General features: G+C 39.2%; 10 protein-coding genes. 6 read left to right on the plus strand and 4 right to left on the minus strand.

Annotation, left to right across the window (positions count from 1 at the left end; translation table 11 throughout):
- The first annotated feature begins 85 nt into the window (after positions 1–85).
- Positions 86–472 (plus strand): VOC family protein, encoded by a 387-nt coding sequence (locus QOX35_RS00660; RefSeq protein ID WP_283685394.1) that lies wholly within the window; start codon positions 86–88, stop codon positions 470–472.
- 14 nt (positions 473–486) lie between these two features.
- Here the strand turns inward: QOX35_RS00660 and coaA are convergent, their stop codons facing one another.
- The gene (gene coaA / locus QOX35_RS00665) at positions 487–1,428 is read right to left on the minus strand and encodes a type I pantothenate kinase (protein ID WP_135105559.1); all 942 of its coding nucleotides are present in this window, start codon (positions 1,426–1,428) and stop codon (positions 487–489) included.
- Between the two features lie 290 nt (positions 1,429–1,718).
- On the opposite strand from coaA, the gene prfB reads away from it, so the two are divergent.
- Positions 1,719–2,832, plus strand: a protein-coding gene (gene prfB, locus QOX35_RS00670; protein ID WP_135105557.1) for a peptide chain release factor 2 whose coding sequence is annotated in 2 segments (ribosomal slippage) — positions 1,719–1,781 and positions 1,783–2,832 — 1,113 coding nt in all. Because the reading frame shifts where the segments join, the coding sequence is not laid out codon by codon here.
- Positions 2,833–2,858: 26 nt separating this feature from the next.
- Positions 2,859–5,627, plus strand: a complete 2,769-nt coding sequence (locus QOX35_RS00675) for an alpha/beta hydrolase family protein (protein WP_283685395.1) — start codon at positions 2,859–2,861, stop codon at positions 5,625–5,627.
- Between the two features lie 50 nt (positions 5,628–5,677).
- On the opposite strand, the gene QOX35_RS00680 is transcribed toward QOX35_RS00675, so the two are convergent.
- Together QOX35_RS00680 and QOX35_RS00685 are read right to left on the minus strand one after the other, a co-directional pair.
- On the minus strand, positions 5,678–7,330 hold the full coding sequence (locus QOX35_RS00680; protein WP_283685396.1) for an AMP-binding protein: 1,653 nt from the start codon (positions 7,328–7,330) through the stop codon (positions 5,678–5,680).
- A 22-nt stretch (positions 7,331–7,352) separates the two neighbouring features.
- Positions 7,353–7,931 carry a helix-turn-helix domain-containing protein gene (locus tag QOX35_RS00685; protein WP_283685397.1) on the minus strand — a complete coding sequence of 193 codons (579 nt, stop codon included), beginning with the start codon at positions 7,929–7,931 and terminating at the stop codon, positions 7,353–7,355.
- 329 nt (positions 7,932–8,260) lie between these two features.
- On the opposite strand from QOX35_RS00685, the gene QOX35_RS00690 reads away from it, so the two are divergent.
- From QOX35_RS00690 to QOX35_RS00700, 3 genes are all read left to right on the plus strand, one after another.
- A complete protein-coding gene (locus tag QOX35_RS00690; protein WP_283685398.1) occupies positions 8,261–9,985 on the plus strand; it encodes an ABC transporter ATP-binding protein in 1,725 nt (574 codons plus the stop codon).
- Between the two features lie 4 nt (positions 9,986–9,989).
- The gene (locus QOX35_RS00695) at positions 9,990–11,762 is read left to right on the plus strand and encodes an ABC transporter ATP-binding protein (RefSeq protein WP_283685399.1); all 1,773 of its coding nucleotides are present in this window, start codon (positions 9,990–9,992) and stop codon (positions 11,760–11,762) included.
- A 123-nt stretch (positions 11,763–11,885) separates the two neighbouring features.
- Entirely contained in the window at positions 11,886–13,853 is a 1,968-nt protein-coding gene (locus tag QOX35_RS00700; protein ID WP_135105551.1) for a KUP/HAK/KT family potassium transporter, read from the plus strand.
- Here QOX35_RS00700 and QOX35_RS00705 read toward each other — a convergent pair whose 3' ends face one another.
- Positions 13,854–14,921 carry a M20 family metallo-hydrolase gene (locus tag QOX35_RS00705; RefSeq protein ID WP_283685400.1) on the minus strand — a complete coding sequence of 356 codons (1,068 nt, stop codon included), beginning with the start codon at positions 14,919–14,921 and terminating at the stop codon, positions 13,854–13,856.
- Positions 14,922–14,932: the final 11 nt, after the last annotated feature.

The raw sequence follows: 14,932 nt of genomic DNA on the forward strand, positions 1-14,932 counted from the left end.
TAGCCTTTTCGCTCCATTCTTATTCATAAATTAAATAAGATATTATTTGGTGGAACACAAACATATAATTCCTTAATTCTGCAACATGAAAACCAAAGCCCCAATCAAAAAAGTAAACATTGTTATCGATTGTGCCGATGCTGGAGTTATGTCCAAGTTTTATAGCAAAATCTTAAACTGGGAGTGCACGCATCCTCATGCAAATGGTTGGGCAGCTATAACATCTCCCTCCGGTATGGTGATAGCTTTTCAGGAAGTAGAAAACTATACTACTCCTGTCTGGCCTTGGCAAGAAGGAAAACAAGGGCAAATGCTACATTTAGATTTTTATGTGGACAATCTGGAAGAAGCTGTACAATTTGCGATAGAATCTGGAGCAAAACTTGCTAACGAACAATACTACAAAACTTCAAGAACAATGATCGACCCGGAAGGGCATCTCTTCTGTCTCGATACTAATGAAAACGAATAAGGAAGATGTAGTAATTATTTCCTTAACCTTACAAAGTCAACAGAGTGCCCTTCTCCCTTGTGAAGTATGAGGTTGGCTCTTTCCTTTGTCGGCAAAATGTTTTTTCTCAGATTTTTGCGGTTAATCTCTCTCCAAATCGTTTTCGCCGTTTTCATCGCTTCCTTCTCAGATAGCTCCGAAAAGCTCTTGAAATAAGACCGAGGGTTGGTAAATGCCCCTTGTCTGAATTTCATAAAACGAGAAATATACCAATCTTCGAGCAACTGCTCTTCGGCATCAACATAAATAGAAAAGTCGACAAAGTCGGATACAAATATCCTTGGCTTTTCGCTGGGGTAATCCATTCCGCTTTGCAATACGTTAAGTCCCTCCAGAATCAAGATGTCGGGTTGCTCAACGATATCATATTCGTTAGGGATAATATCGTATACCAAGTGAGAGTATCTCGGCACTTCTACCCGATCTTTACCTGATTTTATATCTGTTACAAATTGAAGAAGACGCTTTATATCGTATGATTGGGGAAATCCTTTTTTCAGCATTATTCCTTTTTCTTCGAGAGTAGCATTCGGATAAAGGAATCCGTCTGTAGTTACCAATGACACTCTTGTATTTTCTTTCCATCGGCTAAGCAATGCTTGCAAGACACGCGCAGTAGTACTTTTCCCAACCGACACACTACCTGCAATACCTATTATAAAAGGAATCTTCTGTACTCCTTGATTGAGAAATCGCATTAATACGGACTGACGACTCACACGTGCATGTACATAATAGCTTAACAGACGCGATAGAGGCAGATAAATATCCTCCACCTCATCTATCGACAATTCGTAGTCAATTCCTTGTAGAGTTAGCAATTCCTCATAGGTGAGAGTCATCGGTTCGGAGTCGCGTAACGCAGCCCACTGTTCGCGAGTGAAAATCATATAAGGGCTAATAGGAAGAGTTGCCATTTGTTTACTTTTGATAACTGGTACAAAGGTATGCAAAAGTTGTAAGCCGAATGTTATATGTCGTACATTTTAAGTTTTTCTCTTATAAGCAGAATAGTGCGATACATGAGCATTACATCATGCTTTAGCAGAAATTTGAAGAATATATGCCGAATATAAAAAACATCCCGCTCTCGTCGTGGCATAGAGTTTGTTTTCTAATTATTTATTTATTTATCAAATTGTCACTTACACGTTTTTTTAATACATTTGCACCTCTAAAAACATAGAAACAACTAAATATTAATCTTATGATTACTGCAGACCAACTCAAAGAAGTGTTGGAGCGCGAGGACGCGCTGAGGAGGTATCTTTGACGTCGATGCGAAAAAAATACAACTAGAAGAAGAAGAACTAAGAACTCAAGCTCCGGGATTTTGGGATAATGCAAAAACAGCAGAAGCTCAAATGAAAATTATACGTGGGCTGAAAGGCTGGATAGAAGGCTATAATGAAGTAAAGGCCTCAACAGATGAGTTACAGCTTGCATTCGATTTTCAGAAAGAAGGTATTACTACCGAAGAAGAGGTGGACGAAGCATATAAAAATGCTCTAAGCCTTATAGAGAATCTCGAATTGAAAAATATGCTTCGCCGTGAGGAAGACAAACTAGGAGCTGTATTAAAAATAAACAGTGGTGCAGGAGGTACCGAAGGACAAGATTGGGCTTCGATGCTATTCCGCATGTATCAACGTTGGTGTGAAGACAAGAAGTATAAAACGACTATAACCAACTGGCAAGACGGCGATGAGGCCGGTATAAAAACAGCAACCTTGCAGGTAGAAGGCGAATATGCATACGGATATCTCAAGTCCGAAAATGGAGTTCACCGTTTGGTACGAGTATCTCCATTCAATGCACAAGGAAAACGTATGACTTCGTTCGCTTCTGTCTTTGTGGTTCCTTTGGTCGACGACACTATAGATATTGACATCAATCTGTCTGACATTACATGGGACACATTCCGTTCGAGTGGAGCAGGAGGACAGAACGTAAATAAAGTGGAGACAGGTGTGCGTCTACACTATAAATACAAAGATCCTGAAACCGGCGAAGAAAAAGAAATCGTTATCGAAAACACAGAAAGCCGCTCTCAGTTTGGAAACAAAGACAATGCGATACGCTTACTGAAATCTCAATTGTATGAATTAGAATTGGAAAGACGTAGCCGCGAACAGTCGAAAGTAGAGGCAGGCAAGAAGAAAATAGAATGGGGTTCTCAGATACGAAGCTATGTGTTTGATGACCGCCGAGTAAAAGATCACCGGACAAATTACCAGACATCAAATGTAAATGCCGTGATGGATGGGGATCTGGATGATTTTATCAAAGAATATTTAATGGAATTCGGCGAAGAAGCCTGATTCTGTTCATTATAAATCTTATAGTTATGACAAGAAAGACATATTTAAAATGTGTCTTTCTCTGTATTGCTGTACTATCAGCATTGCAGGGAAATGCACAAAAGAAAGTATTAGATCATACGGTCTACGATTCGTGGAAAAGTATATCCAATATTAGTATTACAAATGACGGTATTTATACGGCGACCGTAGTCAAAGAACAAGAAGGAGATGATTATCTTCTGATTAGTAATCTCAAGACAAAGCAGGAATTGAAAATTCCACGTGCATATACCTACTCAATAGTGCCGGATCAGAAACACATAATAGCGCAGATCAAAGCACCTTATGCAGTAACACGCCAAGCCAAAATAAAGAAAACGGCCGATGAAAAGATGCCAAAAGATTCTTTAGCCCTAATTTCGCTGGACAAACTTATAGTTTCTAAAATTCCGAATGTAAAGAGCTTCAAAATAGGAAAAGATTTTTCCGATTACATTGCTTATACAATAGACGACACATTAAAATCTAAAGATAAAAAAGAGTCTAAAGCCCTCACGCTTGTACTCCGCAATCTTTATACATCGAAAGAAGATACCATAAAAAACACGACAGAATATATTTTTAGCCGCAATGGTAAAAGCTTTGCGACAATATTGAAGCCTTCAGCAAAAGATACGGTTAATAAACCGGGTGTCCTTTTTGTAGACCTGAATAATTTACGCAAGGATACGGTTTCTATAAATAAAACAATTTATAAGAATCTTACCTTATCCGAATCGGGAAACAAGCTTGCTTATTTAGCAACATCAGATAGCCTGAAAAAGGAAATTAAAGATTATAGTCTTTTTTATTTTGATCCGGCTTTAGACTCTGCAAAAATAGTTGCAGATAAGAACACCGCGGGAGTCCCCGAAAAATGGACTGTAAGTGATAATTATACTCCACTGTTCAGTAAGAATGAGAAAAGATTGCTGCTAGGAATAGCTCCTATCGTCTTACCAAAAGACACGACTATTCCCGATTTCGAAAAAGCAAAGCTTGACATCTGGCACTGGCAAGAACCACTTATCCAACCTCAGCAGCTTGTACAGTTGGAAAAGAAACAGAAGCAAACATTTCTGTCTTACATTGACCTGGAATCTAATACATTCTATCAATTAGCAACAGAAGAGATACCCGATATTAGTATCTCTGACGAAAATAACGGGCAATACGCCATCGGAACTTCAGACCTGAAATATCAACTAAAGACTCAATGGGACTATCGAGCAAATCAGGAAAATGATATCTGGATTTTCGATTTAAACAATCATACAAAAAAGCAGATCAAGACAGGATTACAAGCTAGGCTTATGCTTTCACCTCTGGGCAATGTTCTGGCTTGGTATGATATAAATACCCTTCAGTACTATGCCTATTCGATAAGAGATGAGAAGGAAGTTTGTTTGACAGATCAATTGAATGTGAATTTCTGGGATGAGAAAAACGACATCCCTACAGCTCCTTCTCCATACGGATATGCAGCATGGATGGAGAATGACGCCGCTTTACTTGTTTACGACATGTATGATATCTGGAAATTAGACCCGACAGGAATAAAAACTCCTGAGAATATTACGAAAGGTTTAGGCAGAGAAAGAAAAGTGACATTGCGATATATCAAAACCGATCCCGAAAGCAGGTTTATAAAACCAAACGAAAAACTATTTCTCTCGGCATTTGATAATACAACAAAAGAAAATGGCTTTTATGAATTGGCTAAAAACAATATTAAGCCTCTCACTATTGCAAAATACTCTTATAGCACACCTGTAAAGGCAAAAGATAAAGAAGTATTTGCTTATACGAAAAGTAACTTTAACACCTCACCCGATTTATATTTTACAAGCAATTTATGGAAAACTGAAAGTAAGCTTTCCGATATAAATCCACAAATGAGAGAATACAACTGGGGAACTGCCGAATTGATGTCATGGACTACATTTGATGGGAAACCAACACAGGGAATAGTATACAAGCCTGAGGATTTCGACCCGAACAAGAAATATCCGGTGATGATTTACTTCTACGAAAAGCATTCGGACGAACTGTATCAGTACTTCCCCCCTGCTCCAAGTCGCTCTATTATCAATATACCGTTTTATTGTAGCAGAGGTTATATTGTTTTCACGCCCGACATACAGTACACAACAGGACACCCCGGTGAAAGTGCTTACAATTCGATTGTGTCAGGTGCTGAAGAATTAGCAAAAAACACATGGGTAGACAAAGCCAATATGGCTATACAAGGGCAAAGTTGGGGAGGATATCAAACCGCTTATCTTATCACACGCACAAATATGTTTAAAGCTGCCGGCGCAGGGGCTCCCGTATCCAATATGTTTAGTGCATACGGAGGTATACGTTGGGGCAGTGGAATGAGCAGACAATTTCAATATGAACAAACACAGTCTCGAATAGGTGCTACGATGTGGGAAGCTCCCGAACTTTATAAAGAGAATTCGCCGATATTCTTTGCGGATAAGGTTCAGACACCACTCCTGATTATGCACAATGACAACGATGATGCTGTGCCTTGGTATCAGGGAATAGAGTATTTTATGGCTTTACGGCGTTTGGGGAAACCTGTATGGATGTTACAGTACAACAACGAAGCCCACAATTTGAAAGAACGCAAAAATTCGAAGGATTTAAGTATACGCCTACAACAGTTCTTTGATCATTATCTCAAAGGAGACCCAATGCCTGTATGGATGAAAACGGGTGTTCCGGCTACAGAGAAAGGAAGGACGTATGGATTTGATTTAGAATAAGAGATACTAATATATAAAAAAATAGGCTGAATGATTTCCAGCCTATTTTTTTATATTACATCCACTCCTTGCTCTTTCAGCAAGTTGAGGCCAATATCTTTAAGTTTAAATTTCTGTATTTTTCCACTTCCTGTTAGAGGGAAAGAGTTTACAAAAAAGATATATTTCGGAATTTTGTGGCGAGCTATTTTTCCTCGACAAAAGGCTTTTACATCTTCAGGCAGGAGATCTGCCCCCTCTTGCAATATAATAAAAGCACCTACTTCTTCTCCATATTTTTCGGAAGGTATTCCGGCTACTTGAATATCCTTTATGCCTTGCATGTGATAAAGATATTCTTCTATTTCACGGGGATAAATATTCTCGCCGCCCCGTATTATCATATCTTTAATACGTCCCGTAATGCGATAATATCCATTCTTATCTTTTACACCCAAATCGCCCGAATGCAACCAACCATCTTTGTCTATTACTTCGTTTGTTGCCTCAGGATTCTTATAATAACCTTTCATCACAAGATAGCCTCGACAGCAGACCTCACCCTGCTCTTCTATAGCACACTCTTCACCTGTATCAGGATTTACAATCTTCACTTCTGTATATGGGTACTCCCTACCAACAGTCGTACAACGTACTTCAAATGGGTCTTCAGTGGTAGAGTGCGTCATTCCCGGAGAAGATTCAGTCAACCCGTAGACACTTGTAATATGTGTTACATGAAGCTTTTCTGTTACTTGGCGCATTAGCTCTATAGGACAGAGAGCGCCTGCCATAATACCTGTTCGCAGAGAACTGACATCAAACAAATTGAACATCGGATGATTCAGCTCTGCAATAAACATTGTCGGCACACCGTACAAAGCCGTACATCGTTCTTTATGTATAGATGCCAACACCACTAACGGATCGAAACGTTCAACCATTACCTGAGTAGAACCATGAGTTAGACAGTTCATCGTTGCCAAAACAATACCAAAACAATGGAACAGAGGCACGCATACACACAATTTATCATCCGCTGTAAATTGCATAGCCTCGCCTGTAAAGAACCCATTATTTACAATGTTATAGTGAGTGAGCATTACTCCCTTAGGGAATCCGGTAGTACCTGATGTATATTGCATATTCACTACATCGTGACAATTTACGGTACGCTTCGTTTTATTTAAGACATCACACGACACATTTTTACCTAACAACAATATCTCGGCAGTATTATACATTCCTCTGTATTTCTCCTGCCCAATAAAAACGACATTCTTTAATTTAGGGAAACGCTCTACATTGAGGTAGCCTCGCTGAGTTGTTTTTAACTCGGGTGCCATTTCATAAACCATATCAATGTAGTTCCCATCGAAAACACCTTCGGTAATGCAAAGAGTATCTATATCTGCATTATCGACAATATATTCTAATTCGTGCTGCTTATAATTGGTATTGATCGTAACCAAAACCGCTCCAATCTTGGCTCCTGCATACAAAAAAGTCAACCAGTCGGGAACGTTTGTAGCCCATATCCCAACATGAGAACCGGGCTTAACGCCTATAGCCAAAAGCCCTTTAGCCATATTATTTACCCGCTCATCAAAGTCTTTCCATGTGAAACGAAGATCTCTATCTGAATATACTATATATTCTTTTTCAGGAGTTTTTTCTGCCCAATATTCGAGCCATTCTCCTATTGTTCTTTCCGATAGTTGCATTTCATGATTTTTGAAGGTATTATCATAAAGGAGTATAAATCACCGCTAAAATCTTAGCTCCACTTTCACCTCCGGCATGTACATGATGGGATACGATAGAATCGTAATAAATACTATCGCCTTCTTCAAGCCAATATACATCAGTGCCATAGTTTATCTCAACAACACCTTCGAGACAATAAATAAATTCTTCACCTTCATGCGTGGAAAGAATAAAATCAACACCCTTTTTTATTGGCTCAATCTGTATAACAAATGGCTCCATGTGCCTCCCCGATTTTGTAGAAGACAGAGAGTAGTAATCCATGTGTTTAACAGAGGAAGTATCTTTTGTAGAAAAGCTTATACTCTTGTTGTATTGTTCTTTGCGAGATATTACGGGACCAGTCTCATCCACGTCATCAAGAAAAGTACCCAATCTTACACCTAATACACGGGCTATCTTTATCAGCGGAGCCAAAGAAGGAATTCCTCCTGTCTCTTCTATTGTAACAACTTGCTTCTCGTCTAAGCCCGAACGCTCTATCATATCAGCAAGAGATATTGATTTCGATTCACGGATTTCACAAATCCTCTCCCCGATGCGTTTATTCGTTTTCATGAATAGATAGTATGTTTATTATTTATTTTTAGTGTGATATACAAAAATATGATATTTCTTTAATTAGTATGACTAATAGTCAAGAGGATATTAAAAAACCCTATCATAAATATATTTCTTTAACACAACTGTTTCTCAAACAAGGAATCCAAACAAGAATATAAGCATCTATATTTCAGACATATAACAAATTACATAAATTTTATTCAATATAACATATAAGAGATTCTTCGAATCTAAATAAGTTTAAGAAGTTATTCCTATTTTTGCCATGCGAATAAAGAATTGTAATTATTGAACAATATCTGTCCTTAACAGATTATACATATATGAAAATATATTGGCAGATACTTAAAAAATACAAAACAAGCCTGATTATAAGCCCGGTTCTTGTATTGATCACCGTATTGTGTGAAACAATACAGCCTTGGTTTATGGCTAAGATTGTAGATGATGGGGTGGTGCACCGTAACCTATCCGTTATCACAGAGATTGGAGCATACATGGTGGGAATATCCATCCTGGGGCTTATTGTAAGCATCATTAATGTGTATGTATCTTCGCAAGCATCCATCGGATTTGGCACTGACCTTAGAAGCAAATTATTTTCGAAAATACAGCAGCTTTCTTTTACCGAAATCGACAGATTTAATTCCGCTTCATTAATCACCCGCCTAACAAACGACATCAGTCATATACAGCAAGTTGTATTAATGAGTATGCGCTTACTTTTACGCTCACCATTAATGTTAGTTATGTCTTTTTTCTTTGTTATAAAAATAAATACCGATCTTGCTTTTATCATGTTGGGGGTTGTACCTATACTCAGTATTAGCATTTTCCTCATCATGTATAAAGGACTTCCACTCTTTATGAAAGTACAACAAAAGATTGACCAACTCAATGCCATGGTAAGAGAGAACCTGATCAACATCCGTGTCGTTAAATCATTTGTAAGAGAAGATTTTGAAACTAAGAAATTTGAGAAAAGAAGTGAAGATCTGCAAAACATGGTAGTGAATGCATCCAATGTTATTATAGCAATATTTCCTGTCATGCAACTTATAATGAATATATCTGTTATCGTAGTCCTTTGGGTAGGTGGAGCAAAAGCGATAGAGGGCAATCTTAAAGTGGGAGAGCTTATTTCTTTTGTCAATTACATGACGCAAATACTTATGGCTTTGATGTTCCTCTCAATGGTGATTGTAAATATCGCGAGAGCTTCGGCCTCATCAGAGCGTATACTCGAAGTTATAAAAACAGAACCCTCACTTACGAATACAGAAGAAGGTTTATCAAACAAGCATAAAATAACAAAAGGAGAAGTTATTTTCAGGAATGTCTTTTTCCGATATAATGGCGGTGAAAACGATGTATTGAAAGATATTAATTTCCAAATAAAACAAGGTGAAACAATCGCTGTAGTAGGAGCAACAGGCTCAGCTAAGAGTTCTATGCTTCAGCTTATCCCAAGGCTCTACGATGTTACGGCAGGAGAGATTCTCATAGATGGAGTTAATGTAAAGGATTATAATCTGGAAGAATTGCATGCCGAAATAGGAATGGTACTGCAAAAAAATGAACTCTTTACCGGAACAATTATAGATAATCTCCGTTGGGGACGACCCGATGCAACAATAGAGGAAATAGAAGAAGCGGCAAAAGCAGCTCAAGCACACGATTTCATCGTATCGTTTACAGATGGGTATAACACTCTTCTCGGACGAGGAGGTATTAATGTATCAGGAGGACAGAAGCAACGGATTTGTATTGCACGGGCACTATTACGTAAGCCCAAAATCCTTATCCTGGATGATAGCACAAGTGCTGTGGACACGGAAACCGAACAGAAAATCAGATATAATCTTAACAATCTCTTAAAAGATACAACTGTCTTTATTATAACACAACGTATCAATACAATGCAATCAGCCGATAGAGTGATAGTACTGGAGGATGGAGAAATAGACGTTATTGGTAAACCTGACGAACTAATAGAAAAGTCGAAGTTGTATCAGGAGATATACAACTCTCAACAAATAGTCTACTGAATATATGGCACACGGAGATCACTATAAACAGAGCGGCAAGCCGATAGAAGCTAAGAAAACCTTCTTCAGGATAATGACATATCTTGCTAAGGATAAAAACCTTTTGATCGTTATCGGTTCTCTTATCATTATCAGCATTGGGTGTAACCTTGTTGGTTCATATATGATACGTCCTATCATCAACAATTATATAATTCCGGGAAACTATGAAGGACTACTGCATATACTCATTATTCTCGGAGTTATATATCTGATAGGTGTAGCCGCTGTGTATATACAATACAGGCTGTTAAATAGAATAGGTCAACGTGCAGTAACCCGTATGCGTACAGATCTGTTCAAGAAGATGGAAAAGCTGCCTATCAAGTATTTCGACACGCATCAGCATGGCGACATCATGAGCCGATATACAAATGATATAGATCAGGTGAGCAATGCTCTTACAGATGGCTTATCGGATATGCTGACCAGCTCACTGATGCTGGTAGGGATATTCACGCTTATGATTTATATAAGCCCTATACTAACTTTAGCTACCCTGATTACCATCCCTCTCATGTTCCTTAGTGCAAAAACGATCGTAACGCGAAGTAAGAAATACTTCAAAGCACAACAAGATACACTGGGAGACACAAACGGGTATATAGAAGAAATGATTAGCGGGCAAAAAGTTATAAAAGTATTCGGTTATGAGAAAAAGGTGGAACAAGACTTCGAACAACTGAATCAAAAGCTAAATGAGAAATCAAAAAAAGCACAATTTTACTCGGGGATGATGATGCCTGTGATGCAGAACCTTAATACTTTAAACTTTGTAGTTGTTACTATAGTGGGCGGGCTACTTGCTATATTCAGAGGCTTTGATGTCGGTGGATTGGCTGCATTTCTTCAATATTCCCGTCAGTTTGGTCGTCCTATAAATGAGCTTGCCGGCCTTTATAATAGCATACAAGCGGCAATGGCAGGAGCAGAACGTATCTTTCAGGTAATAGATGAGGCTCCCGAACAAAAAGACGCTCCGGATGCGATGACCCTTAATGATGTGAAAGGTGATCTGGAGATGAAAGATGTTTATTTCGGATACAAACAAGACAAGCTAATTCTGAAAGGAGTATCACTGCATGCAACACCCGGAACGAAAATAGCCCTAGTGGGAGAAACAGGCGCAGGAAAGACAACTATATTAAATATGCTTCCCCGCTTCTTTGACATTAAATCGGGAGAAATAACAATAGATGGAATATCAATACATAATATAAAAAGAGAAAGCCTTAGACAGTCGATGGCTATCGTACTACAAGATACCCATTTATTTACAGGAACGGTATGTGAAAACATCCGCTTTGGACGACCGGAAGCGACAGATGAAGAAGTAATACAAGCGGCAAAACTAACAGCGGCTCATTCGTTCATCAAGCGTCTACCAAAAGGATATCACACGATGCTGGAGAATGATGGCGCAAATCTCAGTCAGGGGCAGCGACAATTGTTGAATATCGCACGAGCAGCTATTGCTGACCCTCCTATTCTTTTACTCGACGAGGCTACCAGCAACATAGATACCCGAAGCGAACTCCTTATACAAAAAGGACTTGACAAACTAATGGAAGGTCGTACGAGCATTATCATAGCACACAGACTTTCTACCGTACGTAACGCAGACAGAATACTCGTGCTCGATGATGGTCAGATAATAGAACAGGGGACACATACAGAGCTCCTTAACCTCAAAGGGAAGTATTACAGTCTCTACCAGGAACAGTTTGAGGAATTTTAGTCAAGTTATGCTAAAAAGCCATATAATAATCAGATAGAAACCTAAAGGAGTAAAATTAACAATATATCTTATCCTCATATTTAAATAATCTTGTACTTTTAGCCCAATTTTCGAATTAGAATAATGAAAGAGAATCACAAAGTTCCGTTTAGCGCATTAGGTGTCGTTTTAGCAATAGGTATCGTATTTGGAGATATTGGTACATCGCCTTTATATGTGATGAGAGCCATCTTGAACACCCTACCTGCCGGGCAACACAGCCATGCGGAATATATTCTCGGCGCTATATCTTGTGTGATATGGACTTTGACAATTCAAACCACTCTGAAATATGTCATCATCACCCTTCGTGCCGATAATAAAGGTGAAGGTGGTATTCTTTCTTTATATGCCCTTATCCGCCAAAAATACCGCTGGGCTTATATCCTCGCAGGTATAGGTGCAGCTACATTGCTTGCCGATGGTATTATAACTCCTGCCATGACCGTTATGTCTGCCGTAGAAGGTCTTCAACCGATAGCTCCGCACATACCGGTTATCCCTATTACAGTAGCTATAGTACTCATCTTGTTTCTGGTACAACCCTTCGGGACAGGCTCTTTGGGAAGATACTTCGGGCCACTGATGATCATCTGGTTTACGATGATGGCTGTGATGGGTCTAAGTCAGGTCGTGCACGACCTAACTGTATTCAGAGCTTTTAACCCCATGTATGCCATTCATTTTCTGATAGAAGTACCACAGGCTATGATTATACTCGGTGCTATCTTTCTATGTACAACAGGGGCAGAAGCCTTGTATTCAGACTTAGGGCATTGTGGATTGAAAAACATACGCATTTCTTGGATCTATGTCAAAGCAGCTCTTATACTCAACTATTTAGGACAGGCAGCATGGATTATCAACAGCGGACATGTAACCCCTGATGTAAATCCTTTCTTCTCTATGATGCCCGAGTGGTTCAGACTCACAGGCGTAATAATGGCTACCGTAGCGGCAATTATTGCCAGCCAGGCGTTGATAAGTGGATCTTTCACCGTTATCAGCGAAGCTATATCACTGAATATCTGGCCGAATGTAAAGATACAATACCCTACTAACATCAAAGGACAATTATACATCCCATCCATCAACTATATGATGATGGTACTTTGTCTTATCATCATACTCACAATGCAATCTTCGATGAAGCTGGAAGCGGCCTATGGTCTTGCTATCACCCTCAGCATGCTGATGACAAGCGCCTTGCTATTTCTTTATTTTATGAAAAAGAAGAGACCATTGTGGTTTACTATCCCACTCACTCTATTCTTCGTTATCATAGAACTCAGCTTCTTCTTTGCAAATATGCAAAAGTTTGCACACGGAGGATTTATCCCTATTATAATTGCAGGAGTACTACTGCTTCTGATGTATTCATGGTATAACGGGCGTCGTATTAAACGTCACTATACAGTTTATGATCAGGTAGATGAGCATTACGTCAGCCAATTATTAAAGATAAGTGACGACACAACCATACCTAAAGCAGCGACCCATCTGGTGTATATAGTGAAGGCGAATAATAAGAACTTTTTGGAGAGCAAGATTGCTTATTCTCTATTTAAACGAACACCTAAACGCGCTGATACATATTGGTTTGTAAGAATAAAAAGAACCGATGAGCCTTATGAATTCAGTTACGAAACAACAATATATGCCCCTAAGAAGATTTTCCGTGTGAATATCCGTGCAGGGTTTAAACTAGGAATACATACCGACAAATATGTAAACCTAATAACCAATGAGTTGGAACGACTAGGTCTTGTAGATTTAACGTCTCGATACCCATCTATGCAAGATGCAAAAGAGAAACGAGGAGACTTTAAGTTTATGATCGTAGACCGTATATTCCGCAATGTACACATGAACCCTTCAAGACAGATTATCTTAGGATGCTACAACCTTGTAAAGAGATTAACAACTTCAGACACACAGATGTATGATATAGATCCATCTCTTGCTGTTGTTGAGACAGTACCTTTAAGGCAAGTAGACCATACCGAAGAGCAACTGAAAGACCTGCTGAACCAAGCAAATGAAGCGGAATAGTTAAACTCGAAGTCCATCCAGCAGCTTCACATAAAGCTCTATAGCTTCCCTTATTTCACTCAAATGGATATATTCGTTTGCTGTATGCGAGCGGGCTGAGTCTCCGGGTCCCATCTTCAAAGTAGGGAAAGGCATAAATGTTTGATCAGACAAAGTAGGCGATCCATAAGGAGTTTTTCCAATAATAATAGCACGTTGAACAAATGGATTTTCGAGAGAAATTCTCGATGAATTGAGCCGAAAAGACCGGGGTTTTACCTCACAATCTGTATGCTTATCTATAATATGATAAAGCTCTTCGTTACTGTACAATTCGTTGCTTCTTACATCTACAACAAAGTCACACTTATCGGGTACTACATTATGTTGTGTTCCTGCACTCACCATACTTACAGTCATCTTTACAGGCCCAAGCAAATCGCTCGTTTGCGGGAACTCGTACGTCCGAAACCATTCGATATCTTTAATTGCCTTATAAATGGCATTTTCTCCTTCGTTACGGGCAGCATGTCCCGCTTTTCCGTATGATGTACAATCAAGGACTAAGAGACCTTTCTCTGCAATGGCAGGATCCATCTGGGTAGGTTCACCCACAATACCAAACGCAATCTGCGGAAGTTCGGGGACAACAGCCTCCGCTCCGCCATTGCCGGAAACCTCTTCCTCGCACGACGCTAAGAAAATCAGGTTATAATCTTGTTTCTTTTGAGTCAACATAAAGAAAGCATGCAACAAGCACACCAAGCTGGCTCCCGCATCATTACTTCCCAATCCGTAGAGTGTGTCACCATCTTCTTCGGGAAAGAAAGGATCTTTTGTCCAGCCGGATACAGGACGAACGGTATCCATGTGCGAATTGAGCAGAATAGTAGGTTTTGAAGGATCAAAGTCCTTGCTCCGAATCCAAAGATTATTTCCCTTTCTATCGGGAGTAAATCCCATCTTACGCATGCACGAAATTATTACTTCTGCTACATTATGCTCCTCTCTACTGAAAGACGGAGTACTTATCATTTCCTTCAATAGGTCGACTGCATTGTAGTATAAAGCATCAATATCTTGTTCCATAGATTTTACTT

The organism is Dysgonomonas sp. Marseille-Q5470, from assembly GCF_951230145.1.
Lineage (GTDB): Bacteria > Bacteroidota > Bacteroidia > Bacteroidales > Dysgonomonadaceae > Dysgonomonas.